Source organism: Thermaurantimonas aggregans, from assembly GCF_003851885.1.
GTDB classification, from domain to species: domain Bacteria; phylum Bacteroidota; class Bacteroidia; order Flavobacteriales; family Schleiferiaceae; genus Thermaurantimonas; species Thermaurantimonas aggregans.
In genome coordinates, this window is the sequence record NZ_BHZE01000019.1 from 26,690 (window position 1) to 40,204 (window position 13,515).

At 44.2% G+C, this 13,515-nt stretch carries 14 protein-coding genes; 4 read left to right on the top strand and 10 right to left on the bottom strand.

The genetic code is table 11. The features are described 5' to 3' along the window. Positions 1 to 8 precede the first annotated feature (8 nt). The 3 genes from gldJ (at position 9) to purS (ending at position 2,600) form a co-directional block, all read left to right on the top strand. Complete coding sequence (gene gldJ / locus EIP89_RS08845) at positions 9 to 1,583, top strand: gliding motility lipoprotein GldJ (protein WP_124398318.1); 1,575 nt, start codon at positions 9 to 11, stop codon at positions 1,581 to 1,583. Between the two features lie 68 nt (positions 1,584 to 1,651). After that, positions 1,652 to 2,362 carry a CDP-alcohol phosphatidyltransferase family protein gene (locus tag EIP89_RS08850; protein ID WP_124398319.1) on the top strand — a complete coding sequence of 237 codons (711 nt, stop codon included), beginning with the start codon at positions 1,652 to 1,654 and terminating at the stop codon, positions 2,360 to 2,362. Further along, positions 2,346 to 2,600 carry a phosphoribosylformylglycinamidine synthase subunit PurS gene (purS, locus tag EIP89_RS08855; RefSeq protein ID WP_124398320.1) on the top strand — a complete coding sequence of 85 codons (255 nt, stop codon included), beginning with the start codon at positions 2,346 to 2,348 and terminating at the stop codon, positions 2,598 to 2,600. The genes EIP89_RS08850 and purS overlap by 17 nt, the downstream gene beginning before the upstream one ends. Positions 2,601 to 2,773: 173 nt before the next feature. Here purS and porD read toward each other — a convergent pair whose 3' ends face one another. The 7 genes from porD to EIP89_RS08890 all read right to left on the bottom strand — a co-directional run bounded on the left by porD (position 2,774) and on the right by EIP89_RS08890 (position 8,819). Then, positions 2,774 to 3,691 (bottom strand): type IX secretion system protein PorD, encoded by a 918-nt coding sequence (porD, locus tag EIP89_RS08860; RefSeq protein ID WP_124398321.1) that lies wholly within the window; start codon positions 3,689 to 3,691, stop codon positions 2,774 to 2,776. Next, the gene (coaBC, locus tag EIP89_RS08865; RefSeq protein WP_124398322.1) at positions 3,658 to 4,857 is read right to left on the bottom strand and encodes a bifunctional phosphopantothenoylcysteine decarboxylase/phosphopantothenate--cysteine ligase CoaBC; all 1,200 of its coding nucleotides are present in this window, start codon (positions 4,855 to 4,857) and stop codon (positions 3,658 to 3,660) included. Before coaBC ends, porD begins: the two co-directional genes overlap by 34 nt. Continuing rightward, entirely contained in the window at positions 4,857 to 5,192 is a 336-nt protein-coding gene (locus EIP89_RS08870) for a DNA-directed RNA polymerase subunit omega (RefSeq protein WP_124398323.1), read from the bottom strand. Before EIP89_RS08870 ends, coaBC begins: the two co-directional genes overlap by 1 nt. After that, positions 5,182 to 6,006, bottom strand: coding sequence for an outer membrane protein assembly factor BamD (locus EIP89_RS08875; protein ID WP_124398324.1), 825 nt, complete (start codon positions 6,004 to 6,006; stop codon positions 5,182 to 5,184). The genes EIP89_RS08870 and EIP89_RS08875 overlap by 11 nt, the downstream gene beginning before the upstream one ends. A gap of 109 nt (positions 6,007 to 6,115) precedes the next feature. Then, positions 6,116 to 7,312: a thioredoxin family protein gene (locus EIP89_RS08880; protein ID WP_124398325.1), complete on the bottom strand. Its 1,197-nt coding sequence runs from the start codon at positions 7,310 to 7,312 to the stop codon at positions 6,116 to 6,118. Between the two features lie 8 nt (positions 7,313 to 7,320). After that, positions 7,321 to 7,551 carry a PspC domain-containing protein gene (locus tag EIP89_RS08885; protein ID WP_124398326.1) on the bottom strand — a complete coding sequence of 77 codons (231 nt, stop codon included), beginning with the start codon at positions 7,549 to 7,551 and terminating at the stop codon, positions 7,321 to 7,323. Continuing rightward, on the bottom strand, positions 7,548 to 8,819 hold the full coding sequence (locus tag EIP89_RS08890) for a DUF2851 family protein (RefSeq protein ID WP_124398327.1): 1,272 nt from the start codon (positions 8,817 to 8,819) through the stop codon (positions 7,548 to 7,550). The genes EIP89_RS08885 and EIP89_RS08890 overlap by 4 nt, the downstream gene beginning before the upstream one ends. 130 nt (positions 8,820 to 8,949) lie before the next feature. On the opposite strand from EIP89_RS08890, the gene EIP89_RS08895 reads away from it, so the two are divergent. Beyond that, positions 8,950 to 9,723: a prohibitin family protein gene (locus EIP89_RS08895; protein WP_124398328.1), complete on the top strand. Its 774-nt coding sequence runs from the start codon at positions 8,950 to 8,952 to the stop codon at positions 9,721 to 9,723. 55 nt (positions 9,724 to 9,778) lie between these two features. Here the strand turns inward: EIP89_RS08895 and EIP89_RS08900 are convergent, their stop codons facing one another. The 3 genes from EIP89_RS08900 to EIP89_RS08910 are packed head-to-tail and all read right to left on the bottom strand — an operon-like array spanning position 9,779 to position 13,462. Beyond that, positions 9,779 to 10,726: an NAD(P)-dependent oxidoreductase gene (locus EIP89_RS08900; RefSeq protein ID WP_245966132.1), complete on the bottom strand. Its 948-nt coding sequence runs from the start codon at positions 10,724 to 10,726 to the stop codon at positions 9,779 to 9,781. Then, positions 10,723 to 11,031, bottom strand: coding sequence for a TIGR03643 family protein (locus tag EIP89_RS08905; RefSeq protein WP_262607432.1), 309 nt, complete (start codon positions 11,029 to 11,031; stop codon positions 10,723 to 10,725). Before EIP89_RS08905 ends, EIP89_RS08900 begins: the two co-directional genes overlap by 4 nt. Further along, on the bottom strand, positions 11,009 to 13,462 hold the full coding sequence (locus tag EIP89_RS08910; RefSeq protein WP_124398330.1) for a glycosyltransferase family protein: 2,454 nt from the start codon (positions 13,460 to 13,462) through the stop codon (positions 11,009 to 11,011). Before EIP89_RS08910 ends, EIP89_RS08905 begins: the two co-directional genes overlap by 23 nt. Positions 13,463 to 13,515 lie beyond the last annotated feature (53 nt).

Sequence of the window (13,515 nt, forward strand, 5' to 3'; positions counted from 1 at the left end):
TAGAGCATATGAGAAACCTTTTGCCACTTGCCTCATTAGCCCTTGTAGCTCTCATAAGCAGCTGTGGAAAGCCCAAGTCAAGCACCACAGGCTGGCGAATCAACGACACAAAACACGGGGGCTTTATGGCCAATCTGAAATTTAAAGGCCAAATGACCGGCCCGGGTCTCGTGTTTATTGAAGGTGGTACATTTACCATGGGTCGCGTAGAGGAAGACGTGATTAAGGATTGGAACAACATACCTCGCCAGGTTACAGTGTCGTCTTTCTACATGGATGAGCACGAGGTAACCAATCTGGCCTATCGCGAATACCTCTACTGGCTGCAGAGAGTTTTTGACCTCGATTATTTTCCTGAAATATATCGCTCTGCTTTACCAGACACGCTCGTTTGGAGAGATAAGCTCGCTTACAACGAGGCTTTAGTGGAAAACTACTTACGCTATCCGGCATACAACTTCTATCCGGTAGTGGGCGTAAACTGGGAGCAAGCCATGAAGTACTGTGCTTGGCGTACCGACCGTGTGAATGAAATGATCTTGATCGAAAAAGGTGTTCTTTCACCACTAAACGATCAAAAAGATGCTGATCACTTCGATACTGAAGTTTACCTCTATCTGCCTGGTGAATATACTCAGCAAAACAAAAAAGGTTTAAAAGACTACCGTCCAAATAGTCCCTATGGAAAAGAAGGACGTCCTGTAACCATTGAAGATGGCATCCTGCTTCCGAAATACCGTCTGCCAACCGAAGCTGAGTGGGAATATGCTGCTTACGGTAACATTGGCAACCGTCAATTCGACAGATTGTACGAAGGCAATAAATTTACTTGGGCGGGTAATTCGATGAGAAACTCTGATAGCCGTTCGCGTGGGGATATGCTCGGAAACTTCAAGAGAGGCCGTGGCGACAATATGGGTCTTGGTGGCTGGCTCAACGACCAGGCTGACATTACCATGCAAGTAAAATTCTATCCGCCAAACGATTTCGGACTCTACGATATGGAAGGCAATGTGGCTGAATGGGTATTGGACGTGTACAGACCTTTGAGCTTTGAAGATATTACCGACTTCCGACCCTTCAGAGGTAATGAATTTACAACCTTCGACACAGATTATCAGGGAGCCGGTGAGCTTACCGTGCTTCAGGAAGCTCAGGTCGATCAAAACGGAAAAATCATCAGACTACCGGGTCAGCTCCCTATCCGCCCTGTAACAGAGCAAGAAAATCTAAACCGTAGAAACTATCAATACAGCGACTACCGCGACTACCTCGATGGAGATGTTGAGTCGAGCATTTACTACAGCAAAGATGTGCCTCAAGGCGAGTCTCCCATGTATGACTACAACAAAACAACCCTCGTTGGCAATACTGTGCGCGTAGTAAAAGGAGCCTCCTGGAAAGACAGGCAATACTGGGTAAGCCCGGGTACGCGCAGATTTATGGAACAGACGGTGGCTACTGACTGGATTGGCTTCCGCTGTGCCATGGATCGCCTGGGTATGCAAAACGATCTGAAGCGTAAAAAGACTTCTAAGAAGCCCAAGCGCCAGAAGTTTAGACCCTACCGTATGAGTAGATAAATTTTTTATGTAAAAGGATTTAAACCTCCGTCCGAAAGCACGGAGGTTTTTTATTTCTTTGCACAGCGATGAAATGCCATTTGCCAAACCTCCTGACCCTTCTTAACCTTCTCTGTGCTTTACCAGCCATAGAATCAGCTTTAGCTTACAACTTTTACGAAACTGCCTTTTGGTTGGGTTTGAGTTTGGTTTTTGACTTTTTAGATGGATTTGCTGCCAGGGCGCTAGGATGTACTTCTCCACTGGGAGCACAATTAGACTCTTTAGCTGATGTGGTGAGCTTTGGGGTAGTGCCCTCTCTGGTGCTGTATAAAGTGCTTCAAACCTATATTCCGCCTGAAATACCAGAATTAAACTTGCTGTCCTATTTGGCCTTTGGAATTGCAGGCGGAGCAGCTTTTCGACTTGGAAGATTTAATTTGGATGCAAGTCAAACATCAGATTTTAAAGGATTACCCACCCCTTCTATGGCCATTTTTGTTTTAGGTATTCCCTTTTTTATAGAAAAAAACGGTCGCGAGGTTTTAAACCTTCAGCTGCTTGCACTACTTCCTATCGTACTCATTTGGACAATGAATTCAAACATCCGTCTGTTTGCCTTGAAATTCAAAAAGATGGATCACTATCTCTGGCTAAAAGCAATCTTTTTACTCCTCTCAGCACTATCACTATTCTTTTGGAAATTGGCTGCACTCAGTTTTGTGATACTTTTGTATGTCTTTTTGTCTTTAGTTTTTTATCGACCTATCAAAATAAAAGAAAATGAAATTTCGAGTTGAAGTCAATGTAATGCCGCACCGCTCTCTTCATGATCCTCAAGGAAAAGCTGTGTGCAGGAATCTACCAAATCTTGGAATCACCGGCGTAGAAGATGTACGCATCGGTAAACACATTCAACTCGAACTCGAAGCATCCTCAGAAGATGAAGCACGGCAAAAAGCAGAAATGTCTTGCAAAAAGATTTTAGCGAATCCGATTACGGAGTATTACGAATTCACAATTCATCCTGTGAGCTAAAATGCCAAACGCAGCACCTCACCGATTGCATGTATGGCTCCTTTTTTTAAGAGGTTAAAGGTGTAGGTTAAAACAAGTAAATATCAGCACCTTTTATTACTGATATTCAGAGCCTTTCTTAAAAAAATTAAAAGTTGTTTTAAACTGAACGGCTCTTACGAAACAATGAAAATTTATTTCAGTTGAGCGTATTTAGCGCTATTCAAGGGGTCGATTTCGTTGAGAACGTTTCGCAGGTTCACTGTATTGATGGGTTCGCCTCCTGAAAAGATACCAGCGATTTCATCAGCTTTTGCCTGAAAGAAGATCTGAAGCAGAATGCTTTGTGGACGCTTTTTGTACACCGGTTGAAGAGACATCAGTGCTTCGCTGATTTTCTCTTTGCCTTCTTTAACGCGACTATTGGAATGTAACACGTCGATGCCAAGCCTGTGATAGGTGTAAAGAGCCTGAAGGAAATCGCCAGTTGTACTGTGATTGAGGTGTTCGGCAATCCAAAATCGGTTTCGAAAGCCGCGGCCATCGTCGCGCCAGCCTGGAAATCTACCCTGGCTTTGCATGAAATTCACAATGTTTTGCATCATTTCAAATTGTTCCTTACCAGCGCCAGGGGCAAAAGTGGCATTGTCGAAGCCGATAATCATGTAGGCATAAAATGCCATGATAGCTACCAAATTGTTATCGACGTTTTGTGGATTGAACTCAAGGCGCTCAAACTCTGTGTATGGAAAGTAAATATCGACGTCTTGATAGTTGATGACGGGTGAATTGTAGGAGGTTCCGAAAGCCGGTCGGCTGTATTGGATTTGCAGCTTGCCCTGAAATTCGTTGGGCGAGGGTTCAAGCTCAAGAATGAGGGTAAAGTTGCACTCTATGCGCTCTTGTGGTGCATAGCGCGCTCCCGTCCAGCGCGTATTGTTGAGAAATTCGTAAAGCGAGTTTTCAAGAGTTTTAAAAATACTAACATTGCTGCGCTGAATCTGCTGATGATTTACTGTGACCCGTGCATTTAGCTCTTGGGAAAAGAGCGCATGGAGGCCAAAAAGTATTTGAAATATTACAAGTGCAATGTATTTATAAAAGTATCCCATAGCCAAGACGCTAACTTTTCTTTTAAAACGAGCTGACTGGCAGCTGTAGTGCCATCTCTAAAAATTACGGTCACTTGATTAGTAGGTGTGGAAAAACCGGTGGTTTGACTAGGCGAGTTCAAAACTATGGCATCTGCATTTTTATCAAGGAGCTTTTTTCGAGCATTTTCGAACTGATTTTCGGTTTCCAAGGCGAATCCGATCAGCAGTTGCTGCTCTCTTTTGCTCTGTCCAAGGATAGCAAGAATATCGGGGTTTTTTTCCAGTTCTATGACAAGGTTCTGATCGCTTTTTTTAATTTTTTGGTCATAAGTCACCTTCGGTCTGTAGTCGGCTACAGCAGCAGAACAGATGACGACATTTGCATTTACCGACAGTTGCAGACACTCATCGAGCATTTCGCGTGCGCTTGTCACATGTTTTACAGCAAAAGGAAAATTTTCATTTTTATACTTGGTCGGGCCGAGAACAAGAGTAACCTCAGCGCCTCTATTATGCGCTTCCCAAGCAAGATAGACTGCCGTATCGCCTGACGAGTGATTACCGATAAAGCGCACTGGATCAATGTATTCATAGGTAGGTCCGCCGTTTATAAGCACTTTTTTCTCAGCTAGACTTGATTTAATTGCAAAAAATTGTTCAATGTGCTGTAAGATATGCTCAGGCTCAGCCATTCGCCCCTTGCCCTCAAGGCCGCTAGCCAGGGGACCGACTTCAGAATCGATTAAGTAATTACCAAAAGATTGAAGACGAGCGATGTTTTGCTGTACTGCGGGATGTGCATACATGTCAAGATCCATCGCCGGTGCGAAGAATACAGGGCACCGGGCACTCAAATAGGTGGCCAACAGTAAGTTGTCGCAGAGCCCGTTAGCCATCTTTGCAAGAGTATTGGCTGTGGCAGGGGCTATGATCATTAAATCTGCCCACAGGCCCAACTCTACGTGATTGTTCCAATGCCCCGTCTTAGGTTCGAAGGTATCGGTATAGACTGGTCTGCCAGTAAGGGCGGAGAGTGAAAGAGGCGTTACGAAATCGCGAGCTGAAGGCGTCAATATGACTTGCACTTCAGCTCCAGCTTTTACAATGAGCCTTGCAAGGTGAATAGATTTATACGCGGCTATTCCACCTGTGATGCCCAGCAGAATTTTTTTACCTGCCCACATTAGGCATTTTTAGCTTCAGCTTCGGCGTAGCGGTAGTAAATTTCTCCGTCGAGCCACTCTTGAAGGGCCATCAGATGTGGTTTTGGCAGACTCTCGTAATAGCGCGAAAGTTCTATCTGCTCTCTATTTTCAAACACCTCTTCCAAAATTTCGGAAACAGATTCGAATTCTTTCATTTTATTATTGATCTCAGCCTTGAGCTCATCAGCGATCTGAGCTGCTCGTTTTGATATGATGATGATGGCTTCATAAATGTTACCAGTGGGTGCTGCTACTTTTTCTATGTCAACAGTAGCAGTGATTCGAGGGGCATTCAGCTTCTTTTTAGATTCCATACTCTGATTGATTCTCTTTTAAAAATTGAATTTGTGATAAGGCTCTTTCTTTGATTTCGTGTGCCTCTTTGGCGAATTTACTTTCAGGATAGCGCTCCAAAAAGTCGTCACAGGCAGTTTTCGTCTCAATGAAGCGCTGAAGTTTTTTGCTTTCGACCGAAAACCGTGCTAATTCGTAATTGCTTCTTAAGAGCAATAAGAGGATTTCTTCTCGAAATTGGGTTTCCGGAAAGTCGTTTAACACATTTTTAAGCGCTACTACTGCAGCTTGGTATTGCATGGTAGTGTAGTATTGCTTGGCGCGTTCAAAGTTTTTTCGTTCCAGTTTTCGACGCAATTCAATGATCAATTCATTGCATTGGTCGATTCTGCTGCTGCGCGGATGGGTATTGATAAAGAGCTGCAGTTCGTTGATGGCTTTAAGCGTATAAGCTTGATCGAGGGAATAAACAGGCGACTCAAGATAGTAACAATATCCTGTCATAAAGGCCGCCTCTTCAGCGTATTTACTCTGAGGAAAGGTTTTGTAAAAATTTTTAAAGTGATATGCCGCCAAAAGGTTATCCTCCATTTTATAGAGGTTCATGCTGTAGTAATAGTACACCTCTTCTGCCTGGGCAGTACCTCGGTAGAGGTTTAGCAGCTCGTCAAAGAGTGGATATGCTTTGTTGAATTTTTTGCGCTCGTAATACTTTTTGGCCATGTCAAACTTGTAGTTCAAGTCGTTTGACTTGAGCACTTTGTTGTACTCGCTGCACGATGTACTGACCAAAGAAAGTAATGCGAACAGAATGAGGAATTTACTAACTTTCATAAAGCCCGCAAAAATAGGTATGTTTTAGATAATGTAACCACAGCTCTAAGTGCTTTATTGGCTGCAAGTTGCCTTTTTAGGGAATGTTTTATGGATTAGCGGCAATCTGTTAATTTCTTGCATTTTGAATTTTTGAGAGCAGTATTTCAGTGAGGGTCACATCTTCGCCTGTTTCACGACCTAAGGCTATTGACCGCTCAGCCCATAGTCGTGCCTCTTGCATGTTGCCTAACCGGTAAAGCAAATGAGCTAACGTATCGGTATTGTGGTATGCTTCGCGTATTTGCACTGACTTTCGCGCCCATGAGAGGGCATATTTGAGTTCTTTTTTTGAAGCGTCCGGATTTTCATAAATCTCCCACGCGGCATTGTTGAGCTGGTCAGCATTTTCTATGTATTTTTCATACAAAACGTTGTCGATTTCAAGCAACTTTTTGTGCTTGTTTTTGTTCTTTTCGGCATATCGCTGTGCCATAAGCATTACTCGATCTCTGGCAAACACGTTTTCATTGGCTTTCAAAAATTTTTCGGCTACTGAATTGTCGTACTTTTTATCGTCAATTTTTCGCGCAAACGATTTGGCGAGTTTCACGTAAAAAAATTCTTTCAGCGAGCGCTGATAGACGGGATACATCGCTAAGGCAGTGACTACTGTATTGTAGTTATCTAAAATACCTTTAGTGTATGAGTCGCTGCAATCTTCAGTCCTGCCAGAATAGTCGAGCAATACTGAAAGGAATTCTACATCTTTCCAGTCTTCGGGCGTCATCAAATCCATATATTGCTTCAATCGCGTTTCATCGCTCTCACCTTGTTCGTTCAATAGCACCAAATATTTTCTGAGTACGTTTTTATCGACTTGTTCCGACGATTCTACCAATTTTTTAATCGTGCTGAAGCGATTGTCTTCGTTCATGAGTTCTTTGGTCTCCTGAAGAAGCCGAGAGGCCTCTCTTGCGCCTAAAAGACGGTGAATCTCATTTCCTTCAGCATCAAAATAGAGCAACGTGGGATAAGCTTGAACGTTGTATTTTCTGGCGAAGTCGATGCCTTCGCCCTTTTCCATATCGATTTGGATGCTTACAAAGTTTTCGTTGTAAAACTTCCCAAGCTCGCTGTCTGGAAAAACTTCGCGAGCCAGCCATTTACACGGGCCGCACCAAGTGGTGTAGGCATCTACAAAAACGAGTTTGCCTTCGTTTTTGGCCTTGACCAGGGCATCGGCAAAGGTGCCGCTTTCAAATCGAATCCCTTGAGAAAATAATTGAAAAACAATAAAATAAAAGAAAAGAAATAAATGTTTCATGCGAATGTTTATAAATCAAAAACGGACGTTTTCCGCTTTCTGATATAATACCTGATTTCTTTTATGAACAGCAAGATCATGTAGAGTATAACCGGCGAGCCCATGGTTAGAAAGGCTGCATAAATGAAAAATAAACGGATACGGGCTGCCTGAATCCCTAAGTAATCACCCAATCGCTCACAGACTTCGAAACCAAACTTTTCAAAGAAGCTTCTAAGGTGTTCGATTTCTCTGTTCATGATTTGATGATTTTATACCCAATGGAACAAAATAAACACTTTTTCTTGACACAGTAGAAATTTCTTAATTGCAATAGTCCTTGACTTTCTAAAGCACTTTTGTTCGGAAATCCATAGGTGGTCATTGACCGAATCACGCGGTTGTTTTCAGAGGGAAGATGCTCCAGCCACTCCAAGGCAATGTTTTGATAATCTAAATTATCCATGTTTTTGCCGAAACCTATCATCAGAGGAATGATAGCGTTGATGAGAATGCGATGAATCAAGTCATTTCCAACCTTTTTCGGAAATTCCCTTTCAGAAGGCACACCAAATCGATAGTGCCTATTCCAATAGGATGAAGCTTCTACAGACAAAAGTTTTTTCAAGTGCTCTAAATTGGGTTTTTTAAAAACTGTGTGTACTAGCTCATCCCATCGCATCAAAAGGGCTGCTACTTGCGAAAGCCGTATCGTGGGAAAACTCACCGGCTGTATGCGATGAAACTTCCACATGTGGGCTGGCAGACAATCATCTATTTGGAATTTTGCTTTGAGGTAGTAGAATTCACGAATGAGTTTTTCCGTATAGTCATCTACCTGTTTATCAGGCAATAGGGATGCCAGGCCATACAAAAGAGCTTCGATACTCAGCCTTTCATCAGCAAGTTGCACAACCTTATAAAGAGGAACACGCATAGCTAAAGACTGCATGGGCTGTGTATTTGCTTTAAGGCCAAAGGCATTAAACACCTCCACCAAAAGCCATTTGTGATAATCATAATCTATCGCTTCTAGCACTTTTGCTTTTTCTTGGTATTTGTGCTCCAGTCGCTCAATGGCTGCGCGGCTTATCATTGCCCTTTTGGTTTCGGTATCTACATTTTTAATTTGGTTTGAACAGGCAATTTCATCGGCTGAGCTAAGCAAGTTTTCTGCTTTGTTTACGATCTCTGGTTCCAAGTAGCCTTTTAGCTCTAAGATAGGTGGTTCATTGGGATCGGTAGGTGGAATATCAACTGTATGCACCACGTGCAACACTACGTTTTTGTACGCTTGGTCGAGGTGATGGCCGTGCAGACGCCACTGGGAGGCATGTACGTGAATTTCAATATTTCCTGCCCATAACTGTCCGTCGATTCTGATGCGAGCATTTTGAAAATCAGGTCCAGAGTCGTGATTTTGATACCCTGGATGGAGTATTTCTATCGGTTTTCCGTCAAACGTCTTTAACAACAGTGGTTTAAACAAGCGGTTTTTCCACACAAAGTGCAAAACAGATTCGCGCATAGATACATTTGTGAATTTTCTTACTTTTAGGTATAGGAATAACAAAAATGTTAAAAAATTTTAAATAAAGTGCCCAGGTGTGCGTCATGGCGTAATTTTTTCTTTCTCAGCTCCGGATAATTTCATGAATATGAGAAAGATAAGATTATTCCTTTTATTAGCAGTCGCTGTTTCGCTCACCGGCTGTGCAGTTATCAGACAGGGCGATGTAGGTGTAAAAAGAACTTTTGGTAAAATTTCAAAAAGAGAACTTCAGCCCGGTCTGGTTTTTTACAATCCACTGGTCAGCACTATACTGCGTGTACCTACTCGTACTACAAACATCGAAATTAGACTCGACCTGCCCAGCAAAGAAGGTCTCAACGTAAAATCAGACATCTCCATCCTCTACCACGTAAACGAACGAAAAGCCACTGAAGTGATCGGTACTATTGGTAAAGACTACGAAACCAGCATGATCCTTCCAGTGTTTCGGGCAGCAGCTGCTGATGTAACAGCGAAGTTTATGGCCAAAGACATGCACTCAGGCAACCGTTTGGGCATCGAAAACGAAATCCGCAGCAAAATGGCCGAAATTCTTGAACCACGGGGATTTGTAATCGAAGCCGTATTACTCAAAACTATCATGCTGCCGCCCGGACTGTATCGAGCCATCGAAGAAAAGCTCGAAGCCGAACAGGAAGCTCAGCGCATGGAATTCGTTCTACAACGTGAAAAACTCGAGGCCGAACGCAAACTCGTAGAAGCTCAAGGTATCAGAGATGCCAATCGTGTGATTTCCGAAGGATTAACACCCATCATTATCCAGTACAAGACCATCGAAGCCTATCGCGAACTCTCAAAATCGCCCAACACTAAAATCATCATCGGCAGCGGAAGCCAGCCGATCATCCTTCAGCCGTAGTGGTGGTGAGGGTTTTTGGTTAGCAGAAGGTCGGCTTTCCTTCAGCCGGCCTTTTTTACTTTAACACATCTACTATGCGCTGAGCCAATATTTCAGCCAATTTCACATGGCTCTGAAAACTCCATCCGGCTATGTGAGGAGTAATCATCACTTTGGGATGCTGAACTAAGTACTGAAAATCAGCCGGTAAGTGTTCCATTTCCAGACCCTCAAACGAAGTTTTTTCATATTCCAGCACATCCAGGCAAGCACCGAGCACTTTTTTACTCTTTAATCCTTCTACCAAACTGTGTGTATCTACACATTGACCGCGCGAAGTATTGATCAGATAAAACGGCTTATGCATGCGATCGATCCATCGCGTGTCGATCAGGTGATACGTTTCTGACGTCAATGGTATATGTAGCGAAACTACGTCAGCCTCTTCCTGTATTCGATATTCATTGGTTTCAACGATGTTGCCATGCGAAAATCCGGTTTTGTATTTGTCGTATACCAGCACTTTCACATCAGGAAAAGCGTTCAACAGACGGGCAAAGGCTGAACCCGTGTTTCCGTATCCGATGATGCCGACTGTCTTGCCTGCTAATTCCTCTCCTCTATTTTCTTCGCGTTTCCATTGATTGAACTTGACCTCAGCCGATGCTTTGCAAAGGTTATTGAATACCGAAAGCAACATGCCGAGAGCGTGTTCAGCTACTGCCTGTCGATTGCCTTCAGGTGCGTGAACACATCGAATGCCTTTTTCCGTCGCATATGCCACGTCAATATTTTCCATGCCACTGCCGTAGCGTCCAATTACCCGTAGTGTTGAGGGCATTCGATCGATAAAATCCTTATCTATCCGGAATCTGCTCCGTATTGCCAAAGCGTGAACTCCGTCTAATTTACTTAAAACTTCTTCTCTGGCAAGTGAGGTAAAATCCTCTACTTGATATCCTTGCTGAATCAGCACCTCTGCAAAACGCGGATGTACGGTATCTAAGAGCGCTATGGTTTTCACTTTTTGTATTTATTGCCTGAGATGTGTCGCTGCCTGTCGCATTTGTGGGTACCCACGGCAAAGCCCCTTAAACTTCGGTGCTTGGTGGCACGTCCGGTTACTCGCTCTCGCCACATTCTGAAAGAAGAAGGCTTCATATTCCGGCGCATGATGTCGATTACATCCTTCTCAGCCAGACCAAACTGCGCCTGAATGGCTTCAAAAGGCGTTCGGTCTTCCCACGCCATTTCGATTACGCGATCCAAAATCTTAGGATCGGCCTCTACCCACTTAATGCGATCGCTACAGTTGGTCTTTTGAGTCAAATTCACCGTTTTTGTACGATAAAAACAAACTTGCACCAAAAAGGATTAGAAAACCGATGGACGCAAAGCGCGCGTATTTCTCACCTTTCAAGTAACTCTCCGGCTCAAAGCGAAACTCCACTTCGTATTGGCCTGCAGGCAGCTCCATACCGCGCAAAGCGTAGTTTACTCGGATGTGTGGGGTCTCTTTGCCATCGATGTAGGCCTTCCAATCGCTGCCCGAGCCCTCGTAATAAATTTCTGAAAATACGGCAAACTGGCTACCTGAAGGAATGCTTACTGAGTACGTCAGTACATTTGGTGTATAGGAAGTGAGTTTGATTGCTGCGCCTTCAGGACTGTAATCGCCTCTCGTTACGCGGCCTTTATAGCGCTCGTCGATTACAGCAGTCGTTTTTGGATCAAAGGGTGCATTGAGCGCCTCGATTTCTTCATCGGCATTTTTCACCCAGCGTATTTCTCTTACAAACCAGGCATTGCCACAAGCATTTGGATTAAACTGTGGCTGGTCGTTTGAAATGATGTACTTCGTATTCAGCATGTTGAATACAGCCTCGTTACCCTTGCTCAAGTGAGCATCGATCAGGTCCTGATATCTGCCCAGTTTCGCACCGTGATAGCCGGCGATCGAATGGTGGTGATAGCTCGTAAATGCATCGCTGGTAAGACCTCGTTGCGCATTGAACACCCTAAAGTGCGGATCGGGATCTTGGCTTATCTGAATATTGGCTTGTGAAGGTCTGAGGGGTTTTTCAAACTCCTGTTGCGACACAAAGTCCTTCCAGTTAAGGTGCTGAAGGGTAAAAGACCACTGATCTGCCAATACTAGTGCTCCCAGAATCAAGGGCAAAACCTGAGCTTTCACAAATCCTTTCAAATGCGCCCAAAGCGCGCCAGCTGCCAGCAGCACAAAGAGCAGCGTTCTGCCAGCACTGCTTCTCAGGAGTCCGATTCGGTCTTCTACCAACTGATCCACATTCAACCCGTTTTGGCGAAGCATCTCATCGTTATTGCCGGTAAAGTCAAACAAAGCACCGCCCAATACGATGAAAAACAAACACAAACCACCAGCAATGTAAACGGCTTTAAGCAGCTTTTTCTCAGCTTCTTTTTTGTTTTGAATATTAAAAAAGCGCTGAAGGGCCATAAATCCAAGCATTGGCACAGCTACAAATAGTATGGTGAAAGCCATCGAGGGCACCCTAAATTTTTTAAACAGCGGCAGGTAGTCAAACAACATTCGATTGAAGCCCTCCAGATGCTTGCCCCACGCCATTGCTACTGACAGCACAATTAATGTCCCAAGAGCTACAAGCCAATGGCGCTCAACTACAAAAAACGCCAATACAAACAAGAAAAAAACCACCGCACCGATGTAATACCCCCCATTTACCAGGCTTTGCTCTCCCCAGTAGAAGAAGGAAGCTATCGTTCTATTGGCCTGCTCTTCAGCCATTTTTTTATTCATACCTTGCTCCATGTACATCTGCCTGAAACGCAGGAAGTAAGCATCGTGCGTGCGCGTACCCTCATAATTCTGAGCTATTCCCCCACCTGTGGCGTTCGGAATCACCAAATTAAACGTCTCTACCGGGCTGTAGCTCCACATCATGGCGTAGTCAAAATCGAGTCCGCCCTTAAACTCTTGATTCTTCGAAAGCTCTGAAATACCCCCTCGCATTGTCTCCTTCTGATATACGTAGTTCGTCCAAAGATGGCTTACATTGGGCAGTATGCCGATCGCAGCTGCCACGAGCAGTCCGGCTGAAGCAATAAACCACTCTTTTACCTTTCTTGCTCTCACCATAAGCACAGCGTATAACACGACCAGTCCTAAAATCATAAAAGCTTGATAATATGTGATTTGAATGTGATTGGAATTAATCGCCATGCCAATGAAGAAAGCCGTCAGTGCCCAGCCCAACCACTTTTTGCCCTGATAGGCTAGTATGATCGAAGCCAGCGTTGGCGCTATAAGCGCAGCGGTACGGACTTTCGCCACGTGACCTGCCCCAAACGAAATGATAAAAAACGCCGAAAATGCAAAAGCCAGTCCGCCCACTGCAGCCAGCCGGTACTCAACCCCCAGCACCACCAGCAGAAAGTACATGCCCACCATCAGCCAGGCAATGGTGTATATTTCCGCATTGATCACAAAGACCCTTGCCAGCACCTGTTGCAAGTAGTGGTACACATTGTTCCAGTAAATCACACCGCACTGAAAACCCGGCATACCCGAAAACAAGGCATTTGTCCACAGGGCCTCCTCTCCGGTTTTTTCACGCCAGTCGCGTATCTCTTTGCTGATGCCCAACCCATGCAGAATATCGTCTTGTGGAATGAGCTTTCCGCTTAAAGCCGGAGCGAAATAGACCACATTCAGCACTACGAGTACCAGCGCCGGTAGTACTACGTTTTTTAAAGATTTCATCACCTCTATCGGAATTTGGACAAACGTACAATCGAAATCCAAAAATCAGCAGC

Coding starts and splice junctions, on each gene's coding strand:
- gldJ (WP_124398318.1), top strand. CDS start 9: ATGAGAAACCTTTTGCCACTTGCCTCATTAGCCCTTGTAGCTCTCATA.
- EIP89_RS08850 (WP_124398319.1), top strand. CDS start 1,652: ATGAAATGCCATTTGCCAAACCTCCTGACCCTTCTTAACCTTCTCTGT.
- purS (WP_124398320.1), top strand. CDS start 2,346: ATGAAATTTCGAGTTGAAGTCAATGTAATGCCGCACCGCTCTCTTCAT.
- porD (WP_124398321.1), bottom strand. CDS start 3,691: ATGGGATACTTTTATAAATACATTGCACTTGTAATATTTCAAATACTT.
- coaBC (WP_124398322.1), bottom strand. CDS start 4,857: ATGTGGGCAGGTAAAAAAATTCTGCTGGGCATCACAGGTGGAATAGCC.
- EIP89_RS08870 (WP_124398323.1), bottom strand. CDS start 5,192: ATGGAATCTAAAAAGAAGCTGAATGCCCCTCGAATCACTGCTACTGTT.
- EIP89_RS08875 (WP_124398324.1), bottom strand. CDS start 6,006: ATGAAAGTTAGTAAATTCCTCATTCTGTTCGCATTACTTTCTTTGGTC.
- EIP89_RS08880 (WP_124398325.1), bottom strand. CDS start 7,312: ATGAAACATTTATTTCTTTTCTTTTATTTTATTGTTTTTCAATTATTT.
- EIP89_RS08885 (WP_124398326.1), bottom strand. CDS start 7,551: ATGAACAGAGAAATCGAACACCTTAGAAGCTTCTTTGAAAAGTTTGGT.
- EIP89_RS08890 (WP_124398327.1), bottom strand. CDS start 8,819: ATGCGCGAATCTGTTTTGCACTTTGTGTGGAAAAACCGCTTGTTTAAA.
- EIP89_RS08895 (WP_124398328.1), top strand. CDS start 8,950: ATGAGAAAGATAAGATTATTCCTTTTATTAGCAGTCGCTGTTTCGCTC.
- EIP89_RS08910 (WP_124398330.1), bottom strand. CDS start 13,462: ATGAAATCTTTAAAAAACGTAGTACTACCGGCGCTGGTACTCGTAGTG.